This window comes from Banduia mediterranea, assembly GCF_031846245.1.
Taxonomy (GTDB): domain Bacteria; phylum Pseudomonadota; class Gammaproteobacteria; order Nevskiales; family Nevskiaceae; genus Banduia; species Banduia mediterranea.
Genome location: NZ_JAVRIC010000003.1, coordinates 134,008 through 158,911, shown reverse-complemented (window position 1 = coordinate 158,911; position 24,904 = coordinate 134,008). Strand labels below are relative to the sequence as shown.

General features: G+C 69.7%; 16 protein-coding genes. 1 reads left to right on the top strand and 15 read right to left on the bottom strand.

The features are described from left to right. Positions 1-14: 14 nt before the first annotated feature. The 4 genes from RM530_RS03360 to RM530_RS03345 form a co-directional block, all read right to left on the bottom strand. Positions 15-3,302, bottom strand: coding sequence for an efflux RND transporter permease subunit (locus RM530_RS03360; protein ID WP_311363793.1), 3,288 nt, complete (start codon positions 3,300-3,302; stop codon positions 15-17). Between the two features lies 1 nt (position 3,303). Further along, positions 3,304-4,323 carry an efflux RND transporter periplasmic adaptor subunit gene (locus RM530_RS03355; protein WP_311363792.1) on the bottom strand — a complete coding sequence of 340 codons (1,020 nt, stop codon included), beginning with the start codon at positions 4,321-4,323 and terminating at the stop codon, positions 3,304-3,306. 416 nt (positions 4,324-4,739) lie between these two features. After that, positions 4,740-5,876, bottom strand: coding sequence for an acyl-CoA dehydrogenase family protein (locus RM530_RS03350; protein WP_311363791.1), 1,137 nt, complete (start codon positions 5,874-5,876; stop codon positions 4,740-4,742). A 39-nt stretch (positions 5,877-5,915) separates the two neighbouring features. Further along, positions 5,916-6,782, bottom strand: a complete 867-nt coding sequence (locus RM530_RS03345; protein ID WP_311363790.1) for an SDR family oxidoreductase — start codon at positions 6,780-6,782, stop codon at positions 5,916-5,918. Between the two features lie 48 nt (positions 6,783-6,830). On the opposite strand from RM530_RS03345, the gene RM530_RS03340 reads away from it, so the two are divergent. Then, on the top strand, positions 6,831-7,172 hold the full coding sequence (locus tag RM530_RS03340) for a DUF6122 family protein (RefSeq protein WP_311363789.1): 342 nt from the start codon (positions 6,831-6,833) through the stop codon (positions 7,170-7,172). Between the two features lie 6 nt (positions 7,173-7,178). Here RM530_RS03340 and RM530_RS03335 read toward each other — a convergent pair whose 3' ends face one another. Genes RM530_RS03335 through RM530_RS03285 form a run of 11 tightly spaced genes read right to left on the bottom strand, consistent with a single transcriptional unit; the run spans position 7,179 to position 24,765 of the window. Further along, positions 7,179-9,491, bottom strand: coding sequence for a molybdopterin-dependent oxidoreductase (locus RM530_RS03335; RefSeq protein ID WP_311363788.1), 2,313 nt, complete (start codon positions 9,489-9,491; stop codon positions 7,179-7,181). 11 nt (positions 9,492-9,502) lie between these two features. After that, positions 9,503-10,420 (bottom strand): alpha/beta fold hydrolase, encoded by a 918-nt coding sequence (locus RM530_RS03330; RefSeq protein ID WP_311363787.1) that lies wholly within the window; start codon positions 10,418-10,420, stop codon positions 9,503-9,505. A gap of 28 nt (positions 10,421-10,448) precedes the next feature. Beyond that, positions 10,449-12,047: an AMP-binding protein gene (locus RM530_RS03325; protein WP_311363786.1), complete on the bottom strand. Its 1,599-nt coding sequence runs from the start codon at positions 12,045-12,047 to the stop codon at positions 10,449-10,451. Beyond that, complete coding sequence (locus RM530_RS03320; RefSeq protein ID WP_311363785.1) at positions 12,047-13,867, bottom strand: acyclic terpene utilization AtuA family protein; 1,821 nt, start codon at positions 13,865-13,867, stop codon at positions 12,047-12,049. The genes RM530_RS03325 and RM530_RS03320 overlap by 1 nt, the downstream gene beginning before the upstream one ends. Then, positions 13,864-15,822 (bottom strand): acetyl/propionyl/methylcrotonyl-CoA carboxylase subunit alpha, encoded by a 1,959-nt coding sequence (locus tag RM530_RS03315; protein WP_311363784.1) that lies wholly within the window; start codon positions 15,820-15,822, stop codon positions 13,864-13,866. Before RM530_RS03315 ends, RM530_RS03320 begins: the two co-directional genes overlap by 4 nt. 4 nt (positions 15,823-15,826) lie before the next feature. Then, a complete protein-coding gene (locus tag RM530_RS03310; protein WP_311363783.1) occupies positions 15,827-16,645 on the bottom strand; it encodes an enoyl-CoA hydratase/isomerase family protein in 819 nt (272 codons plus the stop codon). A gap of 19 nt (positions 16,646-16,664) precedes the next feature. Then, positions 16,665-18,626: an AMP-binding protein gene (locus RM530_RS03305; RefSeq protein ID WP_311363782.1), complete on the bottom strand. Its 1,962-nt coding sequence runs from the start codon at positions 18,624-18,626 to the stop codon at positions 16,665-16,667. Between the two features lie 9 nt (positions 18,627-18,635). Beyond that, positions 18,636-19,442, bottom strand: a complete 807-nt coding sequence (locus tag RM530_RS03300; protein ID WP_311363781.1) for an enoyl-CoA hydratase-related protein — start codon at positions 19,440-19,442, stop codon at positions 18,636-18,638. 45 nt (positions 19,443-19,487) lie between these two features. After that, positions 19,488-21,479, bottom strand: a complete 1,992-nt coding sequence (locus RM530_RS03295; RefSeq protein WP_311363780.1) for an ATP-binding protein — start codon at positions 21,477-21,479, stop codon at positions 19,488-19,490. Positions 21,480-21,539: 60 nt separating this feature from the next. After that, positions 21,540-23,147: an acyl-CoA carboxylase subunit beta gene (locus RM530_RS03290; protein WP_311363779.1), complete on the bottom strand. Its 1,608-nt coding sequence runs from the start codon at positions 23,145-23,147 to the stop codon at positions 21,540-21,542. Between the two features lie 10 nt (positions 23,148-23,157). Then, positions 23,158-24,765, bottom strand: coding sequence for an acyl-CoA carboxylase subunit beta (locus tag RM530_RS03285; RefSeq protein ID WP_311363778.1), 1,608 nt, complete (start codon positions 24,763-24,765; stop codon positions 23,158-23,160). Positions 24,766-24,904 lie beyond the last annotated feature (139 nt).

Genomic DNA, 24,904 nt, shown 5'->3' with positions numbered 1-24,904 from the left:
CCCCCGTGGGGCGGTCACTCCGTCGTCTGCCCCGCGGCCGGCGGAGCCCACTCCGGGTGCTTCAGCGCCGCCCGGTAATACAGCGGCGGCAGCAGCAGCAGCGTCAGGACGGTCGAAGCCAGGGTGCCGAAGATCAACGAGGTCGCCAGGCCCGAGAACATCGGGTCGCGGTACAACACCAGGGTGCCCAGGATCACCGTCAGCGCGGTGAGCGCGATGGGCCGCAGGCGCACGGCCCCGGCCATGCGCACGGCTTCTTCCAGCGAACGGCCCTGGCGCTGGTAGTCGTTCACGAAATCGATGATGAGCAGCGAATTGCGGATCACCACGCCGGCCAGGGCAACCACGCCGATCATCGAGGCCATGCTGAACGGCAGGCCCACCAGCCAGTGTCCTGGAAAGATGCCGATGAGCCCGAACGGGATCGCCGTCATGCCCATCAGCGGCAGGCTGAAGGAGCGGTAGTTGGCCACCAGCAGCAGGTAGATGATCAGCAGCACCACGCCCAGGATGGCGCCCATTTCGCGCGCAGCGTCGAGCGTGAGGCGCATCTCGCCATCCCACAGCAGTTCGTAGCCGGCAATGGTGTCCGGGGTCTGGTTGTTGAGGGTCATGTTGCCGGTGCGCAGCGTGACGCCCGCCATCTGCTGGCCGTCGAGGTCGCGGTGCAGGTCCATGATGACATTGACGACGGCGGTGGCATTGCTGACGTTGCCGCCAACGTAGGTCACGCGCTCGTTGTCCTTGCGCTGGATCGGCCGATGGCTCGGGCGCCGTTCCACGCGCGTGAGTTCCGATAGCGGAACCGGATCGCCGGCGCGGTTCTTGACGAAGGTGTTGGCCAGGCGCAGCGGATCGATACGGGCTTCGCGCGGCACTTCGACGCGGATCGGCACCGGCCGCAGTTCGCCCGGAAGACGCGCTTCAGAAACCACCATGCCGCTCATCAGCACGCGCACGGTCTGTTCGATGTCCGCGGTGGTCACGCCCGACAGCAGGGCCTTGTCCTTGTCGACGACGATGTCGATCTGCTGCGTGTCCGCCGGCTCGGAATCGAACAGGTCGATCACGCCCCAGGTCTGGCCGAAACGCTGCTTCACCAGCGCCGACAACTGGTGCAGCGTTTCCGGGTCGCTGCCATGGATATTCGCCATCAGGGTGGCACGGGTCGGCGGACCGGGCGGCGATTCCTGGAAGCGCACGTCCATGTCGGGATACCGCGCGCGCAGCCCTGCGGTGGCCTCGCGCAGTTCTTCCACCACGCGCATCGACGTCGGCCCGCGCAGCGACTTGTCGACGAGGTTGACGCGGATCTCCGCCATGTTCGGCCCGAAGCGGTTGCTGCCGCCGCTCACCTGCGAGGAAAAATCCACCACGCCGGGCCGGCCGACGAAGCTCAGGTAGTGGCTCACCTGCGGATGCCGCGCGACGATCCGGCCGAACTCGCGCGCCACCCGGTCAGTGGTCTCGACCGGCACGTTCTCCGGCAGGTCGAGGGTGATGGCGAAGGTGTTGCGGTCGTCCTTGGGCATGATGGCGATGCCCACGCCGCCCCAGGAGAGCGGTCCCGCCGGGCCCTGTGGCCGCACGAACTGCCATACGGGCATGCTGAAGGAGCCGATCATCGCCAGCACCACCAGAATCCTCGCCACACGCAGCCGGCGCCGATCGCGGATCAGGGGCGAGATCAGGCGCTCGTAGTTGCGGTGCAGCCAAGCCGACTGCTGCTCTGCCGCTTCATGATGGGCAGCGGCGTGCGGCCTGAGCCAACGCGCGCAGGCCCAGGGCACCACGATGTAGGCGGCCACCAGAGAACAGGCGATGGCCACTGACACGTTGAAGGAGATGTCCTCGAAAAAGGCTCCGTTCATGCCGGTGAGAATCTGCAACGAGGCGAAGACCAGCACGATGGTGACCGTGGCCATAGTGGTGGGCTTGCCGATCTCGTTGGCGGCGATCACGGCCGTGCGCACCGGGTCGGACGTGCCGTGCTCGTAGTGGCGGTGAATGTTCTCGATCACCACGATGGCGTCGTCCACCAGCATGCCCAAAGCGAGAATCAGCGCGAACAGCGAGATGCGGTTGATCGTCACGCCCAGCAGGCCGTCCATCGCCACGGTCAGGCTCAGCACCAGCGGCACCGAGACGCAGACGATCAGCGCCTGTCGCAGGCCGAGGAAGGGGATCAGCACCAGCATCACCGCGCTCACGGCAACGGCAAGGTCGAACAACAGCTTGTCGACCGTGTGATCGGCCTCCAGCCCGTCGTTGCGGGTGGTGACCACCTCGACCCCGGCCGGCACGAATCGCGCCCGCATCTGCTCGATCATCGCCAGCACGGAGTCGGCCACCACCACCGAATTCACGTTCGGTTTCTTGGCCACCGCGATCGTCACCGCCGCCAGTTCGCCACGCGTGGCGGCGGCAGCGCCGCGCGCGTCGGCATAGCCGAAGCCCAGGCGGGTCAGGAAACCGGGATCGTCGGGCGGGCCGTCCACCACCTCGCCGATATCCTCCAGGTAGATCATCTGGCCGCCGACCTCACCCAGCGGCATCCGGCGGACGGCTTCGACCGAGGTGAAATGGCCCTTGAGGTACACGTCCTGGCGTTCGCCGCCGCTAACCGACTCTCCGACCCGCGCCGACAGATTGGAGGCGCGTACCATCGCGATGCCGTCGCCCAGCGTCAGACCATAGGCCTGCATCCGCGCCGGATCCAGGTTCAGCCGGATCTCGCGCTCGCGGCCGCCGTGGACCGAGGTGACCGACACATGCTCCAGCGTGCTCAGGCGCTCGGCCATGCGCTCGGCCACGCGGCGCAAGGCGTAGTCGTCGTAGATCGCCGAAGCCAGGGTGATGGTGACGATGGGCACGTCATCCACGTCCACCCGCTGCACCACCGGCTCCAGCGTGCCGGCCGGCAGCGTGTCCCGGTACGCCGCAACGCGCTCCAGCACGCGCTGGATGGCCACGTCCTCGTCCTCCCCCACGTAAAACTGCAGCTGCACGAACCCCACACCCTCGCCCGCCATGGCGTAGCTGTGCTCCACGCCATCGATCTCACGCAGATGCCCTTCCATGGGCGCGACGATCAGGCGCTCCATTTCCAGCGGCGTGCTGCCGGGCAGCACGAAGCGCACCACCGCGCCCGGCACCACGATCTGGGGATTTTCCTCGCGCGGTGTGGTGAGCGCGGCGTAGACGCCGAGCAACAACACCGCCAGCACCAGCACAGGCGTGAGCTTGGACTGCACGAAGGCGCCGGCCAGCCAACCGGCAATGTTCATTCGCTGCTCGCTCATGTCAGGCCTTCGCTGCGGCTGCCGGGGGCGCCGCGGGCGGGACAATCCGATCACCCTCGCGCAGCCCCGCAGGCGGGTCGAGCACGATGCGCTCCCCGGCTTCGAGCCCGGCCGGCGCCATCACCCCGCCCGGCACCGCGTGCTCGGTGCGCAGCCAGCGGAAATGTGCCAGGTCCTGCTCATCGACCACGAACACGCCGCGCAGCCCGCCGAGATCCACCATGGCCGGCGTCGGCACCACGATGGCGGACTGCTCGCCCACCGTGAACTGCGCGCGACCGAACATGCCCGGCAGCAAGCCTGCGCCTTCGGGCACTGAAATCTTGACTCGAAACCCGCGCGTGGCCGGATTGCCGGAGGGCACCACGCGCAGCACGCGGCCTTCGAGTACCCGGCCCAGCGCGTCAATCTGCAGTTTCACCGCGTCACCGGCGCTGATTGTCTGGATGCGCTGCTCGGAGACATAGGTCTCGAACAGCAGGGCGGTGTCGGATTCCACGGTGACCAGCGGCATGCCGGGCGAGGCCAGATCGCCCTCCCGGCGATGCCGCGCCACCACCACGCCCGCTACCGGGCTCACGATGCGCACGTACTGGCGCTCCGCCCCCGCCCGGTCCACCGCCGCTTCGGCGGCGGCCAGAGCCTCCGAGGCCGCCTCCCACAGCAGACGCGCCTTGCGCACCTGGACTTCGGCGACCGCCGCGCGGGCGAACAGGTTCTGGCTGACTTCCAGGTCGCGCGTGGCGTCGTGCAGCGCGGCGCGCGCGCGCGCGCGATCCGCTTCCGCTACCCGCAGAGCCGCGTCGACATCCTTGCTGTCGAGCGTCGCCACGAGGTCGTTGGGCGCCACGCGCTGGCCTTCGCGCACGTCCAGGCTGCGGACATAAGCCGCGACCCGCGAGCCGATCTCCACCCGCTCGTCGGACACGACTGTCCCGGTGACGCTGTAGAGCAAGGGCACCGGTCGCGGCGCGACCGTCACCGTCCGCGCCTGGACCTCGGCCACGGGAGGGGCATGCACCTGGGGTTGGCCCCCGCCGCAAGCGCCCACTGCCAGTCCGACCAGCACCGCGAAAACCGCCGCCGCGCCGCCCCCGCCCCCCCCATGACTCGTCTCAACCGCCATCGCCTGCCCGCCCTCTATTGTCGACAAGACCCCTGACTCGCACTGACGCCGATTCACCTTCGCCATGACGCATCGATCAGTGCATGGTGGCCGCTTCGGTCGGGATGCGTCAGTTTACCTAACAGCCGTTAGATTGTGAGCCGCGACCGCTGCCATGTTACCGCGCGTGTCGCCACCGAGCGCTTCGCCCCGCATTGGCGGAAGGCCGACCGGCGGGAGTGCACTTCAATGGCGGGCGCGTAGAGGTGGTCCCCGAGGCGAGCGCTGCGCTTGGGCCTTAATCGCCGCGCCTGCGCCAACGGCGCAGCGGCTCAAAGCGCCAGGCTGCGAGCGATGATGTTGCGCTGGATCTCACTGGTGCCCTCGCCGATCACGTAGACCAGCGCGTCGCGGTGGAAGCGGCCTACCGGGTAGTCGCGCATGATGCCGGCCCCGCCGTGGATGCGGATCGCCTGCTCGGTGACGCGCACGGCGGTTTCGCTGGCCACCAGTTTGACCTTGGCCGCAGTGGCGGCGTCGAGCGTGTTCTGGTCGATGCGCCAGGCGCCGTAGTACACCAGCCAGCGCGCGGCCTCGATGTCGGCCGCCATGTCGGCGAGCTTGTGGGCGATGGCCTGGTACTCGCCGATACGCTTTCCGCCCACCTTGCGGTCGCGCGCGTAGGCCACTGCGGCATCGAGCGCGCCCTGCGCCATGCCCACGCAGTTGGCCGCCACGCCGACGCGGTTCTCGGACAGCGATTCCAGGATCACCGGATAGGTGCCGAGGCGCTCGGCCAGCAGGTTCTGCTCGGGCACGAACAGGTTGTCGATGTGCAGCAGGCCGGTTTCGGAGGCGCGGATGCCTTCCTTGTCCAGCTTGTGGATGCCCACCGCGGGATCGGGCAGGTCGACGATGAACAGGCTCACCGACTCGGGCTTGAGTTCCGGCGCGGTACGCGCGGCCAGCAGCATGAAATCCGCGAAAGGCGAATTGGTGATGTAGGTTTTGGCGCCGCTGATGCGCCAACCGCCGTCGCAGCGCGTCGCCTTGGTGGTCAGTGCGCGAATGTTGGAGCCGCCGTCCGGCTCGCTCAGGCCGAAGGCCGAGACCTTCTCGCCGCGCAGCGTCGGGGCGAAGTATTTCTCCTTCTGCCGCGCGGTGCCGATCTTCCAGATCGGCCATATCCCCATGTGCGCGTTGACCGACCAGGTCGAGGAAAACGCCTGGCTGACGCGGCTCATCTCCTCGCGCACCAGGCACTCGCCCACCTTGTCGAAGCCCGAGCCGCCATCGGCCTCGGGATAGCGCACGCCGATCAGGCCCAGCTCACCCCACTTGCGAAAGATGTGCTTGGGGAAGTGCTCGGCATCGTCGCACTCGCGCACCAGCGGCGCGATCTCGGTCTGGCAGAAGCGGCGGACGGTATCGCGCAGCATTTCCTGTTGCGGGGTGAAGGAAAAATCCATGGGGCTCCTCCGGGCTCATTCGAGCCGGCTTGCGGGTGTTCAGGTGGGCTTGAGAAAATCGGGAAGCTCGCTGCGACCGAAGGGGTCGTAGGCGGGCTGGCTGGCGTGTTCCGGCACCGGCCAGAGGTGCTTGGCCAGGCGCAGTGCACCGTCCACCGGCAGCACCGCGCCGCTGATGTAGGCGGCGGACTCGCCGAGCAGGAAGCAGATGGCGGAGGACACCTCGGCCTCGGTGCCCATGCGCTGGTAGGGGATGTGCCGGCGCCGCGCCTTCAGGCGCTGCTGAAAGCCGGGGTCGTAGGTGGCCATCCCGCTGGTGGCGACGGACCCCGGCGCCACCGCATTCACGCGCACGCCGCGGTGTACCCATTCCAGCGCGGCGGTCTGCGTGAGGTTGATCATGCCGGCGCGCGCCGCGCCGGTGTGCCCCATGTTGGGCATGCCGAAATCCACGCAGGCCACCACGTTGACGATGGCTCCGCCGTGCGCCTCCATCCACTGCGTGTAGACCTCGCGCATCATGCGGAAGCCGCCGTTGAGGTTGTTGCGGATCACCGCGTCCCAGCCCTTGTCACTGCAATCACGCAGCGGGCCCGGAAACTGGCCGCCGGCGTTGTTGACCAGGCCGTCGATGCGGCCGTGTGCAGCGAGCACGGACGCGATGCCCTCACGCACCGCTTCGCCCTCGCGGATGTCGATCACGCGCGTGTCGGCGCGCCCGCCTTGCGCTTCGATCTCGGCGCGCACGCGCTCCAGCTTTTCCGCCTTGCGGCCGGCGAGCACCACGGTGGCGCCCAGCGCTGCCAGCTCGTGCGCGGTGCAGCGGCCGATGCCGGAGCCGCCGCCGGTGATCAGCATCACCTGGCCGTCGAACAGCCCGGGGCGCAGCGCGGAGCGATAACTCATCGCGCAAGCCCTTTACAGTGTCGGCCCGCCCCGCCCTGTCCCACGTTCATGTCGCTAGCCTCCCTCCTGCACATGGTGCTGCACGTGGCCGTTCCGGCCGTCGTTGCCCTGCTGTTCTTTCGCCGGCAGTGGCGTCGCGCCTTCCTGGTCATGATGGCGACCATGGCCGTGGACCTTGACCATCTGCTCGCCGACCCCAAGCGCTGCAGCATCGGCTTTCATCCACTGCACACCTGGCCGGCGATCCTGCTGTGGCTGGGCCTGGCCGCATGGCCGGCGACGCGGCTGGTCGGTCTGGGCCTGTCGCTGCACATGCTGCTCGACTTTTCCGACTGCACCGTGCAGCGCGGCCTGGCCGATGCGCTGTCACGTGTGCTGGCTTTGCCGTGACGGCGCTCATGGGCAGGCCGTCACCGTCACCGGCAGCGCGTTGACCGCCGCCACGCCGGTGAGCGGATCGACGCGGGCAGCGTCAGTGATGTCGTTGAGGCTGGCGCCGGCCGCCAAGCGGCTTGCGACCCTCAACCGCGTGCCCGGCCGGTCGTGGCCGAAACCGTGCGGCGCGCAGACCACGCCCGGCATCATCTCCGACGTGAGGCGCACCGGCAGCTCGATGCTGCCCACCGACGACGACACCCTCGCCGACTGGCCGTCAGTAACGCCCGCAGCGTGCGCATCGTCGGGATGCATCATCAGCGTGCAGCGCGACGGGCCTTTCACCAGCCGCGGCGCGTTGTGCATCCAGGAATTGTTGCTGCGCAGGTGACGCCGGCCGATCAGCACCAGTCCCGACGGCAGCGGACGGCGCAGCGCGACGGCGGCGCGCGGCAGGTCGGCGAGCAGCGGCGGCGGCGCCAGCGCAATGCGGCGCCCGGGCGTACACAGCTTGCCCGGCAGGGACGGTCGCAGCGGGCCCAAATCCAGACCGTGCGGGTGCTGGCGCAGGGTGTCCAGGTTCAGGCCGCGGCGCGTGCCGCTGAAGCCGGATTGCGCGCGCAGCAGCGGGGCCAGACCCGCGCCCCGGCGCAGCAGCGCAGCGCCGAGCCGGCCCTCGAACAGAAACCCGCGCAGCGCGTCCAGCGGCGCCGCGAGGCCGGCGGGCAAGCCACCGTAGGGTCCGGCGCGCAGCAGCAGGTCCAGCAGGCCCTCCACGCCCAAGCGTTCCACCAGCGCCTGCACACCGCGCCACAGCGCGCGATCCAGCCGCCCGCGCGAACCCAGGCGCACGGCGAGTTCGAGCAGGATCTGCCAGTCGTGGCGCGCGTCCGCGGCCTTGGGCAGCAGCGGCGGCGAGTACTTGGCGACGTTACGCACCGCCACCAGGTTGAGCGCCAGCGCGTAGTGCGGGCGCTCCAACGGCCCGGCGGGCGGCAGGATCAGATGCGCGTGGCGCGTGGTCTCGTTGAGGTAGGCGTCCACGCTGACCATGAAATCCAGGCCCGCCAGCGCCTGCTCCAGCCGGCGTCCATCCGGCGTGGACAGCACCGGGTTGCCGGAAAACGTGACCAGCGCGCGGATCCGGCCCGGCCCCGGCGTGAGCATCTCCTCGGCCAGCACCGCCACCGGCAGTTCGCCCATGAACTCGGGCAGGCCGCGCACGCGCGAGCGGTAGGTATCGAAGCTGCCGCGCGTGGCGGCGCTGGCCGCCGCCAGCCCGGCGAGGTCGATGGCCGGGTGGGTGAACATCACCCCGCCCTCGCGGTCGAGATTGCCGCTGAGCACGTTGAGCGCGTTGATCAGCCAGGCGGTGAGACCGCCGTAGTCCTGCAGACAGGTGCCGATGCGTCCGTAGCAACCCGCGCGCGGCGCAGAGGCGAACTCGTGCGCCAGCGCGCGAATGTCGGCGGCGGCGATGCCGGTGGGCACGGCCGCGGCTTCCGGCGTGAATTCGGCAAGCGCCGCGCGCAGGGCCTCCACGCCGTCGGTAAACGCGGCCAGACGGTCGAGACGGACCCGCCCTTCGGCGAACAGGGTGTGGATCATCGCGCCGAGCAGGAACACGTCGGCGCCCGGGCGGATGAACCGGTGCTCATCGACCTTGCCGGCGGTTTCGTTGCGACGCGGGTCCACCAGCACCACGCGGCCGCCGCGCGCACGCAGGGCGGCGAGCCGGCCCATGAAATCGCCGGCCGCGCAGATGCTGCCCTGCGACATGGCCGGGTTGGCGCCCAACATCAGCAGGAAGTCGCAGCGATCCAGGTCGGGGATCGGGAACAGCGCCGAATTGCCGAACATCCAGCGGTTGACCACCATGTTCGGCAACTGGTCGATGCTGCGCGCGCTGTAGCGGTTGCGCGTGCGCGCGGCGGCCAGGAACGGCGCCAGCAGCAGCAGCGCGCCGGTATTATGCGCCGTCGGGTTGCCGGTGTAGGTGGCCAGCGCATCGTCGCCATGCGCGCGGCGCACCCGCCGCAATTCGCGCTCGGCGATCTCGAAGGCCTCGTCCCAGCCGATCTCCACCCAGCGCTCGCCCTGGCGCCGCAGCGGCCGGCGCAGGCGGTCGGGGTCGTCCTGCAGGTCAGCCAGGGCCACGCCCTTGGGGCAGAGGTGGCCGCGGCTGAAGGGGTCTTCCGCGTCGCCGCGCACCGAGAGCACCCGGCCCGCGCCGTCGTGCGTGACGGCGAGGCCGCACAGCGCCTCGCACAGATGGCAGGTGCGGTAGTGCAGCTGCGCGGACTCCGCCTCGCCGCCTGCCGGACTCGCGCGCACGGGGTCGCGCCTCAGACCGCCGGCACGGCCGCGATCGCTTCCTGCACGGCCAGACGCTCGCGGAAGGCGAGGTAGTCCCGCGCCGACTCGGCCGGCGCTTCGAGCATGGGCATGTGGCCGATACCCGGCAGCACCGTGGACGAGCTGTTCGGCAGCAGTTCGCCGAACACGCGCACACAGTCCACGTCGATCAGCCGGTCCCGGTCCCCCCAGAGAATGTGGGTGGGCGCCGGCACGGCGGGCAGCAGCGGTTCCAGATGCGGGGAGTGTTCGAGGATGTCCTTGAACTGCTGATCGCGCAGGGCGATGCAGGCCATGGCGCGCCGGCACATCACGTCCAGCACGAAGCCCGGAATGTACGGCGGCTTGGACATGGCAAAGCTCAGCACCTCGCGGAACTGCGCGGGCGTCTGCGGCAGCAGCGGGTTAGGGCCATTGGACTGCACGGCGGCGAGCAGCTCGCTGGGCTTGGCGCCGAACACCCCGGCGGCGTCGATCAGCCACAGGCTCGCCACCTCGGCCGGGTGCTGCGCGGCATACAGGGCCACGGTGTAGCCGCCCATGGAATTGCCTCCGAGGTGCGGACGCTCGATACCGAGGTCGTGCAGGAAACCGCGCAGGCGCTCGACATGATCCTGCACGCGGTAGCGCGCGTTGACGGGCGACTCGCTTTCGCCGAAGCCGGGCAGGTCCGGGACGATGATGCGATAGCGCCCGCGCAAGCGCCGGCATATGAGCGTCCAGTTGGTCTTGTCGCCGCCAAAGCCGTGCACCAGCACCAGCGGCTCGCCGTTGCCACCGCTGTCCAGGTAGACCCACTCCAGGCCGCCGGAGCGCAGGCGTTTGAGCTTCACGCCGGCCAGCAGGCGGTCCAGCGCCAGCAGCAGATTGACGATGGCGTTCATCCGTGTCTGTAGCAGTGTTCTCATCGCGCTCTCCAATGAGGGCGAACGGCACTCAACCCGCGTAGAGGTCGTGGAAGCGCTCGCGCAGCGGCTGCTTCTGCACCTTGCCGGTGCTGGTCATGGGCAGCGCGTCCAGCACGCGGATCGCCTTGGGCACCTCGAAGCCGCCCAGGTGCGCCTTGCAGTGCGCGATCAGCGCCGCCTCGTCCGCGTTCGCGCCGGGCTTGAGTACCGCGAAGGCGGTCACCGCCTCGATCCAGCGCGCATGCGGCAGGCCCACCGCCGCCGCGTTGGCCACCGCCGGGTGCTGCAGCAGCACCGCCTCGACCTTGACCGAGGGCACGTTCTCGCCCCCGGTCTTGATCATATCCTTCTTGCGGTCCTTGAACAGCAGTTGCCCGTCGGCGTCCCACATGCCCAGATCGCCGGTGTGATGCCAGCCGAAGGCGCGCGCCTTTTCGGTGGCCTCCGGGTCCTTGTAGTAGCCCTGCATGACGTTGGGACCGCGATGCACGATTTCGCCCACTGCGCCACGCCCCAGGATGCGGCCTTCGTCGTCCATGACCGCGGTGTCGTTGAGGATGGAGCTGGCGCCCCAGTACGGGCCGAAGCGGCGCAACTGCTCCTCCGGCCGGAAGGCGACGGTGAGCGGGTACATCTCGGTCTGTCCGGAGGCCAGCATGAACTGCGGGCAGAAGCGCTCGATCAGCCGCCGCAGCAGGGTCTCGGCCATCGGCGCCATCGCGTACAGGCACAGCTTCAGGCTGGACAGGTCGCGCTGCGCGATCGTGGGGTGATCGAGCATGGCCTGGTACATCAGCGGCAGCGCGAACATCTTGCTGATGCGTTCGCGCTCGATCACCTCCAGCATGCGCGTGGGGTCGAAGCCGCGCAGCAGCACCACCCGCGCGCCGGCGGCCAGCAGCGAGCACAGCAGCGTGTGCTGCGCGCAGTGGAACAGCGGCAGCACGGCGTTGGCCACGTCCTCGCGGTTCATGCCCAGCTCCACCGCGTTGGCAAACGCCGCCATCACCACCGCCGTGTGGCACTGCATGACGCCCTTGGGCCGGCCAGTGGTGCCGCTGGTATACATGATCTGCGCCACGTCACGGTCGCCCGCCTCCACCGGCGTCTCGATCTCGTCCTGCGCCGCGCAGGCGGCAGCAAAGGCCGCGTAGCGGCCGCGCGCGGCGCCCTCGATCACGAAGCCTGTGGTCGGCCCGTGCTGCTCCAGCAGCGCGCGCAGCGGCTCGCCCTCCAGCAGCGCGCCGTCCACCAGCACGGCGCTGGCCTCGGCGTGTTCCAGGATGAAGCGCACGTCGTCCAGCCCCAGGCCGGTATTGATCGGCACCCACACCAGCCCGGCGCGGTGCACGCCGAAGAACGCCACCACGAACTCCGCCGAGTTGTTGCACAGGCTGGCCACCCGCGCGCCGGGGCGCAGGCCGGAGGCCAGCAGCGCATTGGCCGCCTGCGTGACGCGCCGGTTCAACTCGCCGTAGCTCAGCCGCATGTCGCCGTCGACGAGGGCAATGTTCTGCGGGTCGCTCTGCGCGGCGCGGCGCAGGAAATCGCCGATGTTGATGCGCGACAGCATGGCCGGCGGCGGGGCGATGCCAGCCATGACGGGAGTGGGGGCGGATGTGGGCATCACAGGTCTCCGTAATCGGACTTTAAGTTTTCCAAGAGCGCGCGCGGCACGCGCACCGGGTGGTGCAGCAACTGCTGCGCGTAGGTCTTGCCCTGCACGTCCAGGCGCAGCGACACTGCGCCGCCGCCGCCGAGGGCATCGTGCAGCAGGAAGTTGAGCGCGTTCAGGCCCGGCAGCAGGAAGCGTTCGACGCGCGGGGTGCCGGTGTGCGCCATCCACGCCTGCACCGCCTCGGCGCTCAGCGCAGCGGCGATCCACGGCAGGAATTCCGCGCGGCGGGCGATGACGCCGATGTTGGACTTGTCGCCCTTGTCGCCGCTGCGCGCGACCGCCAGCCGGCGCAGCGGCACGCTGACCAGTTCCTCCTGCGCGGACGACGCAGGAGCACAGGATTCGGCGAGGCGCGCCGCGGGCACCGGCGCGCCAGCGCGCACGTAGGCGGCCCAGTCGTAGGCCACGGACGCGCCGTCCACCGCCACGCGCACCGGCACCTCGGATTTCGGGAAGAGGAACGAAAAAGGCCGCACCACCGGCGTGGTCTTGGGCCGGCCGGTGGGGCCGGCGGCGCAGCGGCCGGTGGTCATGGACAGCGCTGCGCCGGCAGCCTCCTTGGAGAAGGCCTCGCAGCCGGAATGGCGCGCGTGCCAGACGTCCACGCGCAGCACCAGCTCGTGGGCCTCCGGCGGCGGGAAGTGCGCCGGGTTCCACAGCGTGTTGCAGCCGATCAGGTGGATCGCCGTGTCGAGGAAATCCGGCAGGCCGAGCTTCTCCAGGCGCCTGCGCGCCACGGCCAGGATCGCCTCACCGTTGGCGCGTGCTCGGCGCGGCGCCTCGAACCCGGTGATGGTCTGCAGGAAGCTGGCGCGAAAGCCGTCGTCGTGCGTCGCGCAGACCTTGTAGCTCGCAGTACGTGGTCGGCCGCGCACGCCGCTGACGTGCACACGGTCCGGCGCCTCCTGGACGAGCCGCGCGCCGGAAAAATCGCAGGTCACGTCCGGCACGAGGTAGGCCTGCGGATCGTCGATCTCGTAGACCAGCTGCTCGCCCACCGACAGCGGCGTGACGCAGCCGCCGGTGCCTTCGGGCTTGGTGATGACGAAGCTGCCGTCGGCCGCGCACTCGGCGATGGGAAAGCCCATGCGTGCCCAGTCGCCGGCCACGGATTCCCAGTCGGTGAAATTGCCGCCGGTGGCCTGGCAGCCGCATTCGATCAGGTGACCCGCGAGCGTGCCGGCGGCAAGCCGGTCCCAGTCTTCGGGCTTCCAGCCGAATTCGTGGATGAGCGCGCCCAGGGTCACGGCGCTGTCCACCACGCGGCCGGTGACGACGATGTCGGCGCCGGCGTCCAGCGACGCGGCGATCGGAAACGCGCCCAGGTAGGCGTTGCAGCTCGCCAGCTTTTCCGGCAGCGGGCGGCCGTCGAACATCTCGCGGGTGCCCACGGCGCGCAGCGCCTCGGCACGGTCGAGCAGGTCGTCGCCCTCCACGGTGCCGACCTTCAGATCCACGCCGGCCTCGGCCAGCGCGGCGCGGATCGCCTGCGCGCAGGCCGGCAGGTTCACGCCGCCGGCATTGGCGATCACGCGGATGCCGCGGCGCTTGATCTCGGCTGCGTGCGGGCGGATGACCTGGGTGACGAAGTCGGTGGCGTAGCCCGCTTGCGCGCCCTTGGCGCGCGCCTTGGCCAGGATCGCCATCGTGACCTCGGCCAGGTAGTCGAACACCAGGTATTGCACGTCGCCCTGCTGCACGAGCTGCTCGGGGCCGAAGGCGGTGTCGCCCCAGTAACCGGCCGCGCCGCCGATGCGCACGCGCTTCACGTCACCGGCTCCGCCGCTTCGAGCATCACCAGCTTCTGTCGCGGCGACACCTGTTCGCCCACGGCCACGACCAGTTCTGCGACGCGGCCGGCACGACCGGCACGGATCTCGTGAAACATTTTCATCGCCTCCAGGGTCAGCAGCAGCGCGCCCTTCTCGACCGCATCTCCGGCCGCGACAAAGATCTCGGCCACGCGGCCGCTCATCGGCGCCAGCGTGCTGTCTCCGCCCTGACCCGCCGACGCCGCCAGGGCGCGCGGCAGCTCGTACACGCCCAGGTGCGCGCCGCACTGCGCATACCACAGGCCCTCGGCCGACTGGGCAATGTGGAAGCGGTGGCGCAGGCCGTCGGTCTCGAACACGTAATTCGGCGCATCCAACGTGATCGGCCGCAGCCGGATGGTGCCCGCAGCGTCGCCGCTGCGCACCGTGAAGCCCTCCACGTCCTGACTCACGGTAAACGCGATGAGCTGCGCGGCGCCGGACACCTGCAGGCGCACCGGCCACGCCAGCACGCCGGTGCTGCGCCAGCCGCCGGCATTGGCGGCGCCGCTCGCGATCACCGCCACCGCCGCCGCGGTGAGGCACCCGATCCCACCCTCGCCCGCCGTGCCCGCACTGCGGGTATCGAGCCAGCGCGTGGTCACGGCGCCGTCGCGGAACACCGGGTCGGCGAGCAGGTCAATGAGTTGCGCACGGTTGGTCTTGAGGCCCAGCAGCACGGTCTGTTCGAGCGCAAGCAGCAGCTTGCGCCGCGCCTCCTCGCGCGTCGTGCCGTGGGCGATGAGCTTGGCCAGCATGGGGTCGTAGTCGGCGCCCACCACACGGCCCTCGCCGATGCCGGCATCGGTGCGCGCCAGCGCCGCATCGGGCGCGCGCCAGCACAGCACGCGGCCGGTCTGCGGCGCGTAGCCGGCGTCGGGGTCTTCGGCGTAGAGGCGCACCTCGATGGCATGGCCGGACAGCTGCACCTGCTCCTGCCGCAGCGGCAGCGGCTCGCCGGCCGCCACGCGCAGCTGCCATTCGACCAGATCCAGACCGGTGACCGCTTCGGTGACGGGGTGCTCCACCTGCAGTCGCGTGTTCATCTCCAGAAAGTAGAACGCGCCGTCCTGCCCCAGCAGCATCTCCACGGTGCCGGCACCGACGTAGCCCACCGCCCGCGCCGCCGCCACCGCCATTTCACCCATACGCGCCCGAAGCGCGCCGTCCACCGCCGGCGAGGGCGATTCCTCGATCACCTTCTGGTTGCGGCGCTGAGCCGAGCAGTCGCGCTCCCCCAGGTGGATGACATGGCCATGCGTGTCACCGAACACCTGCAACTCGACATGGCGCGCGCCTTCCACGGCGCGCTCCAGGATCAGCTCGCCGTTGCCGAAGGCCGACTGCGCCTCGCCGCGCGCCGAGGCCAGGGCCGCGGGCAGATCTTCTGCGCGCAGCACGCGGCGCATGCCGCGACCGCCGCCGCCCGCCGCTGCCTTGACCATCAGCGGGAAGCCGATGCGCATGCCCGCTTCGATCAGCACGGCGTCGTCCTGCGAACCCTCGTCGTGGCCCGGCACACAGGGCACGCCGGCCGCAGCCACGCGGCGGCGTGCCGCGCGCTTGTTGCCCATGGCCTCGATCGCCTCCGGCGTGGGGCCGATGAACACCAGGCCGGCTGCGGCGCAGGCGCGCGCGAAGGCCGCGTTCTCGGACAAAAACCCGTAGCCGGGATGGATGGCGTCGGCACCACTGCGCCGCGCGGCGTCGATCAGTGCTTCGATCTTGAGGTAACTGGCCACGGGCGCGGCCGCGCCGATGCACACCGCGAGATCGGCCGCTTCCACGTGCAGCGCGCCGCGGTCGGCCTCGCTGTACACCGCGACCGTGCGACAACCCAGGCGCCGCGCGCTGCGCGCGATGCGGCAGGCGATCTCTCCGCGGTTGGCGATCAGGACCGTGGAGAAGGCCATGGCCTCAGCCCGTGAGGCTCGGCCAGCGAGGCTTGCGCTTTTCCAGGAAGGCCTGCTGCCCCTCGATGCCCTCGGGGCCGCGGTTGAGCTCGCCGAAGCGGCGGCCGGCGTATTCGATCAGGGCATCCAGCGGGATCTCGCCGACGCGGTTCATGATCGCCTTGGTCGCGGCGCAGGCCTGCGGGCCACAGGCGTCGATGTCGTCGAGCAGGCGGGCGAGCTTCTGGTCCAGCTCCTCCGCGCTGCACGCCACGTCGTGCGCCACGCCCAGACGCACGGCCTCCTCGCCGTTGAGGCGGCGGCCGGTCAGGCCCAGGTAGCGCGCATTGGACAGGCCCACGCGGCGCACCACCTGCGGCGCGATCTGCGCCGGCGCGACGCCGATGCGCGTCTCGGCCATGCCGATCTGCACGTCGTGCATCACCAGGCAGATGTCGAAGGTGCAGGCAAAGCCGAAGCCGCCACCCAGCGCGTAGCCCTCGACGACGCACACGGTGGTCTGCGGCAGGTTGGCCAGGCGCAGGAACATGCGCCCGGCGCGGATGTTTCGCTCCATGGCGATGTCCACGCCGGGACGCGAGGCGGTGGTCTGCTGGCGGCGCTCGCGGATGTCGCCGCCGGCGCAGAAGTGCCCGCCGGCGCCGCGGAAGATCACCGCGCGCACGCTGGCGTCCTCCTCCAGCCGCGTGATGAGCTGCTCCAGCTCCAGCAGCATGACGTCGTTGAGCGCGTTGCGGCGCTCGGGGCGGTTGAAGGTAACGAACAGCCGGCCGCCTTCCTGGCGAAGCAGCAGGGTCGGGGCTTCGGTCTGGGGACTCGACATGTTGAGTGACTCCGGATGTTCAGGAAGCGAAACGGCGACGCAGATCGTCCACGGTGTGTGGGTTGACCAGCGCGGACAGATCGCCCGGATCGCCATTCTGGTACACCGCGCGCACCACGCGGCGCATCACCTTGAGGTTGCGCGTCTTGGGCAGTTCGTCGGCGAACACCACGGCCTTGGGCCGGTAGGACGTTCCCATGCCCTCGACCACTGCCTTCGACAGACGCTGGCGCAGCGCATCGTCGGCGTTCACGCCCGGCATCGGCACGCAGACGCAGACCAGGGCCGAGCCCTTGGATTCGTCGGGTACGCCGATCACCGCCACTTCCGACACCGTACCGGTGGCGGTGAGCAGGTTCTCGAGTTCCGTCGGCCCGGTGCGCTTGCCGGAAACCTTGATGGTGTCGTCGGAGCGGCCCAGGATGTAGTACATGCCGTCGGGGTCGCGGCGCACGAAGTCGCCATGCACCCACAGTCCGGGCATCTGGTTCCAGTAGCTGTCCAGGTAGCGCGCGTCGTCCTTCCACAGGCTCCTGGTCATGCCGATGTTGGCGCGGCGCAGCACCAGCTCACCCACCACGCCGCCCGGCACCGGCTGGCCGGATTCGTCGACGATGGCCAGGTTCACGCCCAGCGCCGGGCCGGCAAAGGAACTCGGCCGCTGCGGGTGGTGCAGCGTGGACACCAGGTTGCAGCCGCCCACCTCGGTGCCGCCGGCGATGTTGAGAATCGGCAGCCGGCCCTTGCCGACGTGCTCGAAGAACCAGCGCCAGGGCGCGGCGGTCCAGGCCTCCCCGCCCGAGCTCAGCAGGCGCAGGCTGGACAGGTCGTAACGCTCCACCTCCTCGTCGCCGTAGCGCATCAGGTTGCGGATCAGCGTGGGCGCGACGCCCAGGTAGGTGATCTTGTGGTTCTGCACCAGGCGCCAGAAGCGGCCGGTGTCGGGGTAGTCCGGTGTGCCCTCGGCCACCAGCAGGCTGCCGCCGAAGTAGCTGGGGATGCAGGCGCACATCGCGCCGACCATCCAGCCCATGTCGCTGAGGAAGAAGTAGCGGTCGCTGCCACGGAAGTCGCCGCAGATGTGCATGTCGCGCGTGACCATGGAGCCGAGGAAGCTCACGTGCGTCCACACGCAGCCTTTGGGCTTGCCGGTGGTGCCGCTGGTGTACAGCAGTACGGCGGCGTCGGAGGCGTCCATCGGCTCGGTGGCGAGCGTGGCGGGCTGGACGGGGACGCAGTCGTGCCACCAGCGGTCACGGCCGGCCTGCATCGGCGTGTCCAGCGTCTCGCCCATGCGGCGCACGACGATCACCGACTGCACGCTGGGCACCTCGCGCAGGGCATCGTCCAGCACCGTCTTCATCGCGCCGACCTGTCCGCGCCGCCAGGTGCCGTCGGCGGTGATCACCGCGCGCGCGCCGCCGTCGTTGAGTCGCGTGATGATCGGCTGTGGGCCGAAGCCCGAGAACAGCGGCATCACGATGGCGCCGATCTTGAGGATGGCGAAGAAGGCGACGAAGGTCTCCGGGAGGTTGGGCATGTAGATGCCCACCACGTCGCCCTTGGCGATGCCCTGCGCGCGCAGCGCGCCGGCGAGTCGGCAGACCTCGGCGTCGAACTCCGCGTAGGTCAGCGTGCGCTGTTCCTCGGGCTGCTCGCCTTCCCATAGCAGGAAGGGGCGGTCCCAGGCCGGCGTGCCGCGGTGCCGGTCGATGCAGTTGAGCACCATGTTTGTCGTGGCGCCCACGCACCAGCGCGCCCGCGGCTCGCCGCGCGAGGTGTCGAGCATCTGCGACGGCGGTGTATAGAAGCGGAAGTCGCAGAACGCGAACACCTGCTCCATCAGCCAGCCCGGATCGGCGTCGGCGCGCGCGCACAGCGACTCGTAGTCCGACTCGCCGACCTTTTGCAGGAAGGCGGTGAGCACGCTGCCGCGAATCAGCTCAGGCGTGGGGGTCCAGTCGAAAGGTTTGCTGTTCATGGTTCTGGCTCAGCCGCGCGGCTCGTGACGGCGGTGCCAGCTCGGCTTGCGCTTCTCGAAAAAACTCTGCATGCCTTCCTTGGCCTCGGCGGTTTCCCAGAAGTCGGCGAGGCGGTCCACGGTGTAGATCAGGTTGTCGGCCTCATCGTGGCGCAGCACGTAGTGCGTCAGGCGCTTGGTCATGGCCACCGCGCCTGGCGCGCAGGACAGCGCCAGGTCCAGTTCGGCGTCAATGGCGGCATCGAGCCGCGCGGCGCTCACCACCTCGTGCACCAGGCCCAGGCGCTGCGCCTCGGCGGCGCTCATCGGCCTGGCGTTGAGCATCACTCGGCGTACCTGGCTCGCGCCCAGCTTGGCGGCGACGTAGGGCGAAATCGTGGCCGGCACCAGGCCCAGGCGCACCTCGGTGAGCGCGAAGCGCGCGCTGTCCACCGCCACAGCCACGTCGCAGACCGAGATCATGCCCACGCCGCCGCCGTAGGCCGGGCCGTTGATGCGGCCGATGACCAGGCGCGGAAAGCTGTCGATGCGCGCGAGGATGTCCGCCAGCGGCCGGCCGTTGCGGATGCGCTCGCTGCGCGGCTGATCGCGCTGGCTCTGCTGCCAGCGGAAGTCGCCGCCGGCGCAGAAGCTCTCGCCCTCGCCGGAGAGCACGAGCACGCGCGCAGCCGGGTCGGCTTCCACGAGGTCCAGCGCGGCGGACAGCTCCGCGAACATCGTGGGATTGAGCGCGTTGTGTACGTCCGGGCGAGCGAGCGTGAGGCGCGCGACGCCCGCTTCGTCGAAGTCGAGCTTGATCGTTTCAAAGGTTTTCATGAGCGTCTCAGGCTTTCATGAGCGTCCCAGACTTTCATGAGCGTCTCAGGCCGCCTTGCCGATTCTGACCACCACCGCATTGCGCTCCACGGTCTGGCCTTCAGTGCAGTGCGTGGACTCTACCACGCCGTCGGCCTCGGCGCAGATGCGCATCTCCATCTTCATGGATTCGAGCACGGCCACCACGTCGCCGGCCTTCACCGCGTCGCCGGCCTTGACGTTGACCTTGAGGATCATGCCCATCATCGGCGCGCGCAGTTCGCCGCTGGCCTCGGTGCTGGCGCTGATGTAGCTGAGATACGGCAGGGCCTCGAAGCTGTGCGTGCCGGCCTCATCCTGCACGTGCACCGCGACACCGTCGGTCACCACGCGCACGTTGAAGCGCCGCGTGCCGAGGATGGCGAGGTAGCGGCCGTCGCCCAGCGCGCGCAGGTCCAGTTCCAGGGTCTGCTCGTCCACCGCCAGGCGCAGCGTGCCGTCGGCGGAGAGCGGCGCGAAGCGGATCGCCGCCGAACCCTGCGCGCCGTGCAGGTGCAGCGCGGGAATCGGCGCCAGGCCGACGCCGTCGTCAGCCATCTGCCAGCCGGTGAGGGCAGCGGAAGACCAGACGCCGGCCGGCGACGCGGCGCGCTGCTGCATCAGCCAGGCATAGGCGGCCACCGCCAGCGCGTCCTGGCGCTGCGTATCCATGCCCAGGTTCCAGCCGGCGATGCGCTCGTCGATCAGCCGTGTGTGGAAGCTGGCGTCGCGCGTCTCGTCCAGCGACAGCAGCTTCTTGAGGAAGTCTCGGTTGGTGACCACGCCGAAGACGCTCATCTCGTCCAGCGCCAGGGCCATGCGGTCCAGGGCCTGGCCCCGCGTGGGCGCGTGGGTGATGAGCTTGGCGATCATCGGATCGTACCAGGGCGTGACCTCGCTGCCGCTGTCGACGCCGGCCTCCACACGCACGCCATGCTCCGGGAAACGCACGTAGGCCAGCCGGCCGGTGGAGGGCAGGAAGTTGGCGGCGGCGTCCTCGGCGCAGATGCGCGTCTCCACCGCGTGGCCGCGCAGCTGCACCTGCGCCTGCTCCAGCGCCAGGCCCTCGCCGGCGGCGATGCGCAGCATCAGCTCCACCACGTCCAGGCCGGTGATTTCCTCGGTGACCGGATGCTCCACCTGCAGGCGCGGGTTCACTTCCAGGAAGTAGTAGCGCTCGCCCTGCACGATGAATTCCACCGTGCCGACGTTGCGGTACTGGAGCCGCTCGCCGAGGCGCACCGCGTCGGCCAGCAGGCGCTCGCGCACGCCCGGCGCCAGCGGCGCCGCGGGCGCTTCCTCGATCAGTTTTTGATGACGGCGCTGCAGGGTGCATTCGCGCTCGAACAGGTGCAGTACCTTGCCCTGCCCGTCGCCGACGATCTGTACCTCGATGTGGCGCGCGTGCTCGATCATCTGCTCGACGATCAGCGCGGGCGAGCCGAAGGAGTTCTTGGCCTCGCGCATCGCCGATTCGATCTCGGCCGCAAGGCCCTCGAGCGTGCGCAGCACGCGCATGCCCTTGCCTCCGCCGCCGGCCGCCGCCTTGAGCATCACCGGCAGGGCCAGGCCGCGCACGGTCTGCTCAATGCGCGCGGCATCCTCGCTGGCGCCCTCGCTGCCCGGGACCACCGGCACCCCGGCGGCGATCGCCTCGTGCTTGGCCAGGGCCTTGTCGCCGAGCCGGTCGATGACCTCGGGCGTGGGACCGATGAAGGCCAGACCCGCCGCCTCGACGGCGCGCGCGAACGCGGCGTTCTCGGCCAGGAACCCAAAGCCCGGATGGATCGCCTGCGCGCCCACACTCTTCGCCGCCTCGATCACGCGCTCGATGCGCAGGTAGCTCTCTGCGGCCGGCGCGCCGCCGATCTCGATGCTCTGGCCGATCTCGCGCACGTGCAGGCCGTCGCGGTCGGCGGTGGAATGCACGCCGGCCACCGCCACGCCCAGGCGACGGCAGGTCCGGGCGATGCGGCAGGCGATCTCGCCGCGGTTGGCAATCAGGATCTTCTTGAACATGCGGAACTCGCAGTGCGGACTCGGAATCGGTATTGGAGAACGGGGCGCGCGGCGCGCGCCTCACATGCGGAACACGCCCATGCGCGTGGGAATGGCCCGGGTGCGACCGGCCAGGTCCAGCAGCAGCGCCATCACCTCGCGCGTCTCGGCCGGCTCGATGACCATGTCGCACCACAGGTGGCGGGCGAAGTTGTAGGGGCTGGCGAACTCGGTGAAGTCCTTGCGCACCGGGGCCTGGAAGGCCTCGCGCTCGGCGTCGGTCCAGCTCGTGCCCTCGCGCTTGTGGATGGTCTCGCGCACCATGGTCAGCGTGGTGACCGCCTGCTCGGGGCCCATCAGCGCTGAATGCCCGGTGGGCCACATCATCATGCAGTGCGGGTCGAAGCCGCGGCCGCACATGGCCAGGTAGGCCGCGGCATAGGAACCGCCGGTGATCAGTGTGTACTTGGGCACGTTGGCCGAGGCCATCGCGGTCATGAACTTGGCGCCGTGCTTGGCGATGCCGCCGCGCTCGGCCGCGGTGCCGACCATGAAACCCGGCGTGTCGACGATGAACCACAGCGGGATGTCGCGCTTGCAGCACATCTCAATGAAATGCGCGCCCTTGACCGCGCTCTCGGAGAACATCACGCCGTTGCTCGCCAGGATGCCCACCGGGTAGCCGTGCACGTGCGCGAACCCGCAGATCAGCGTGTCGCCGAACAGCGGCTTGAACTCTTGCAGTTCGCTGCCGTCAGTGAGCCGCGCGAGGATCTCGCGCGTGTTGTTGGGAATGCGCCGGTCGGCGTTGAACAGGCCGTAGATCTCCTCGGCGCGATACTTCGGCGCGCGCGGCGCGACCAGCTCCCAGCGCAGCGCCGGGCGCGCCTCCAGGCGCGCCACGATGTCGCGCGTGATCGCCAGCGCATGGCCGTCGTCCTCCGCCATGTGGTCGGTCACACCGCTGACCGTGGTGTGCATCTGCGCGCCGCCCAAGCTCTCGACGTCGCTGACTTCCTTGGTCGCGGCGTACACCAGCTGCGGGCTGCCGAGAAACATGGCGCCCTGGTTGCGCACGATCACCACCTCGTCGCACAGCGCCGGGATGTACGCGCCGCCGGCGGTGGACGGCCCGTGGACGATGGCGATCTGCGCGATGCCCTCTGCCGACATGCGCACCTGGTTGTACATGATGGAGCCGGCATGACCCTCGTCGGGAAAAATGTTGGCGAGGTCGGGCAAAAAGCCGCCGCCGGACTGGACCATGGTGATGCAGGGCAGGCGGTGGCGCCACGCGAACTGCTGCGCACGGGTGTGCCGCTTGGTGGTCATGCCGAACATCGTGCCGCCCTTCACCGTCGCCTCGTTGACGATGATCATGCAGGCGCGGCCCTGCACCATGCCCACGCCGGTGATGATGGTCGCGCCCGGCGGCACGCCCTCGTACAGGTCGGCACCGGCGAGCTGGCCGAACTCCAGGAACGGCGAGCCGGGGTCGAGCAGCGCGGTGATGCGCTGGCGCGGCAGCATCTGCCCGCGGCTCTGGTGCAGCTTGCGCGCCTTTTCGCTGCCGCCGATCACCGCCTCGGCGCGGCGGCGGCGGAGGTCGTCGATGAGGGCGAGGTAGGCGACGCGGTTGCGTGCGAATTCCTCGGTCTGGGTCGAAACGCGTGAAGTGAAGATGCTCATGGTCGCCGGCTCACATGCGGAACACGCCGAACTCGGTCTCGCGCGCCGGGGTACGGCCGGCGAGTTCGAGCAGCATGGCCATCACCGGGCGCGTCTCCACTGGGTCGATGACCATGTCGCACCAAGTGTTGCGCGCAAAGTTGTAGGCGTTGGCGAAGTCCTCGAAGGTCTTGCGCGTCGGCGCCATGTAGGCCTCGCGCTCCTCGTTCGTCCAGCTCGTGCCCTCGCGCTTGTGGATGTCGTCCTTGACCATCGCCAGCGTGGTCGCGGCCTGGTCGGGGCCCATGATCGCGGCGCGACCGCTGGGCCACATCAGCATGGCATTGGGCTTGAACGCGCGGCCGCACATGGCGAGGTACCCGGCGCCGTAGGACGCGCCGATGATCAGTGTGTACTTGGGCACCTCCGCGCAGGCCATGGCGGTGATCATCTTGGCACCGTGCTTGGCGATGCCGGCTTCCTCGGCCTCGCGCCCAACCATGAAGCCGGTGACGTCGGCCATGAACAACAGCGGGATGTCGCGCTTGCAGCACAGGTCGATGAAGTGCGCCGCCTTCATCGCGGACTCGGCGAACAGCACGCCGTTGTTGCACAGGATGCCGATCTCGAAGCCCATGATGCGGCCCCAGCCGCAGATCAGGGTCTCGCCATAGAGCGGTTTGAACTCGCGAAACTCGCTGCCGTCCATGAGCCGGGCGATGACCTCGCGATTGTCGGTGGGCACGCGCGTGTCGCGGCTGACGATGCCGTAGATTTCGGCCGGGTCGAACTTCGGCGGGCGCGCCGGCAGCACCTCCCAGCGCTGCGCGGGCGGCGTACCCAGGTTGGACACCAGGTCGCGCACGATGGCGATGGCGTGGGCGTCGTTCTCGGCAAGGTAGTCGGTGACGCCGCTGACGCGTGAGTGCATCTCGCCGCCGCCGAGCGTCTCCTCGTCCACCACGTCCTTGGTCGCCGCGTACACCAGTTGCGGGCCGCCCAGGTACATGCGGCCCTGGTTGCGCACGATCACGTTCTCGTCGCACAGCGCCGGCATGTAGGCACCGCCGGCGGTGGACGAGCCGTGCACGGTGGCGATCTGCGGAATGCCCTCGCCGGACATGCGGATCTGGTTCCAGAAGATGGTGCCGAACTGGCCCCAGTCGGGAAATACATGGGGCTGGTCCGGCAGGTTGGCGCCGCCGGACTGCACCAGCGTGATGCAAGGCAGCCGGTGCTGCCAGGCAAAGCGCTGCGCGCGCACATGCTTCTTGCAGGTGATGCCGTAGTAGGTACCGCCCTTCACCGTGGCGTCGTTGGCGATGACCATGCACGGCCGCCCGGCGATCAGGCCGACGCCGGTGACGATGCCGCCGCCTGGCGGCACGTCATCGTACAGGCCCTCGCCCGCGAGATGACAGAACTCCAGGAACGGCGAGCCGGCGTCGAGCAGCGCGGTGATGCGCTCGCGCGGCAGCATCTGCTTGCGTTCCTTGTGCAGACGGCGCGCGCGCTCCGGTCCGCCTGCGCTGGCGACCGAGCGGCGCCGGTGCAGGTCGGCAACGCGCGCGAGGTAGGCCTCGCGGTTTAGCCGGTAGTCCGCTGCGGCCGTCGACACCCGCGAAGACATCGGATTCATGTCCACGCCACCGGGGCGACGGCAACTCCGCACGACCGAGGTCCGCTGTGCATTGATGCTCCTCCTGAGAAATTCCTGGCCGGATTCGAAGCCTCCAAGCCGTCTACCGGGCCAGCCGGACCGCTGCGCGGCTCGTGCG

Coding starts and splice junctions, on each gene's coding strand:
- RM530_RS03360 (WP_311363793.1), bottom strand. CDS start 3,302: ATGAGCGAGCAGCGAATGAACATTGCCGGTTGGCTGGCCGGCGCCTTC.
- RM530_RS03350 (WP_311363791.1), bottom strand. CDS start 5,876: ATGGATTTTTCCTTCACCCCGCAACAGGAAATGCTGCGCGATACCGTC.
- RM530_RS03345 (WP_311363790.1), bottom strand. CDS start 6,782: ATGAGTTATCGCTCCGCGCTGCGCCCCGGGCTGTTCGACGGCCAGGTG.
- RM530_RS03340 (WP_311363789.1), top strand. CDS start 6,831: ATGTCGCTAGCCTCCCTCCTGCACATGGTGCTGCACGTGGCCGTTCCG.
- RM530_RS03330 (WP_311363787.1), bottom strand. CDS start 10,420: ATGAGAACACTGCTACAGACACGGATGAACGCCATCGTCAATCTGCTG.
- RM530_RS03325 (WP_311363786.1), bottom strand. CDS start 12,047: ATGCCCACATCCGCCCCCACTCCCGTCATGGCTGGCATCGCCCCGCCG.
- RM530_RS03315 (WP_311363784.1), bottom strand. CDS start 15,822: ATGGCCTTCTCCACGGTCCTGATCGCCAACCGCGGAGAGATCGCCTGC.
- RM530_RS03310 (WP_311363783.1), bottom strand. CDS start 16,645: ATGTCGAGTCCCCAGACCGAAGCCCCGACCCTGCTGCTTCGCCAGGAA.
- RM530_RS03305 (WP_311363782.1), bottom strand. CDS start 18,626: ATGAACAGCAAACCTTTCGACTGGACCCCCACGCCTGAGCTGATTCGC.
- RM530_RS03300 (WP_311363781.1), bottom strand. CDS start 19,442: ATGAAAACCTTTGAAACGATCAAGCTCGACTTCGACGAAGCGGGCGTC.
- RM530_RS03295 (WP_311363780.1), bottom strand. CDS start 21,479: ATGTTCAAGAAGATCCTGATTGCCAACCGCGGCGAGATCGCCTGCCGC.
- RM530_RS03290 (WP_311363779.1), bottom strand. CDS start 23,147: ATGAGCATCTTCACTTCACGCGTTTCGACCCAGACCGAGGAATTCGCA.
- RM530_RS03285 (WP_311363778.1), bottom strand. CDS start 24,765: ATGAATCCGATGTCTTCGCGGGTGTCGACGGCCGCAGCGGACTACCGG.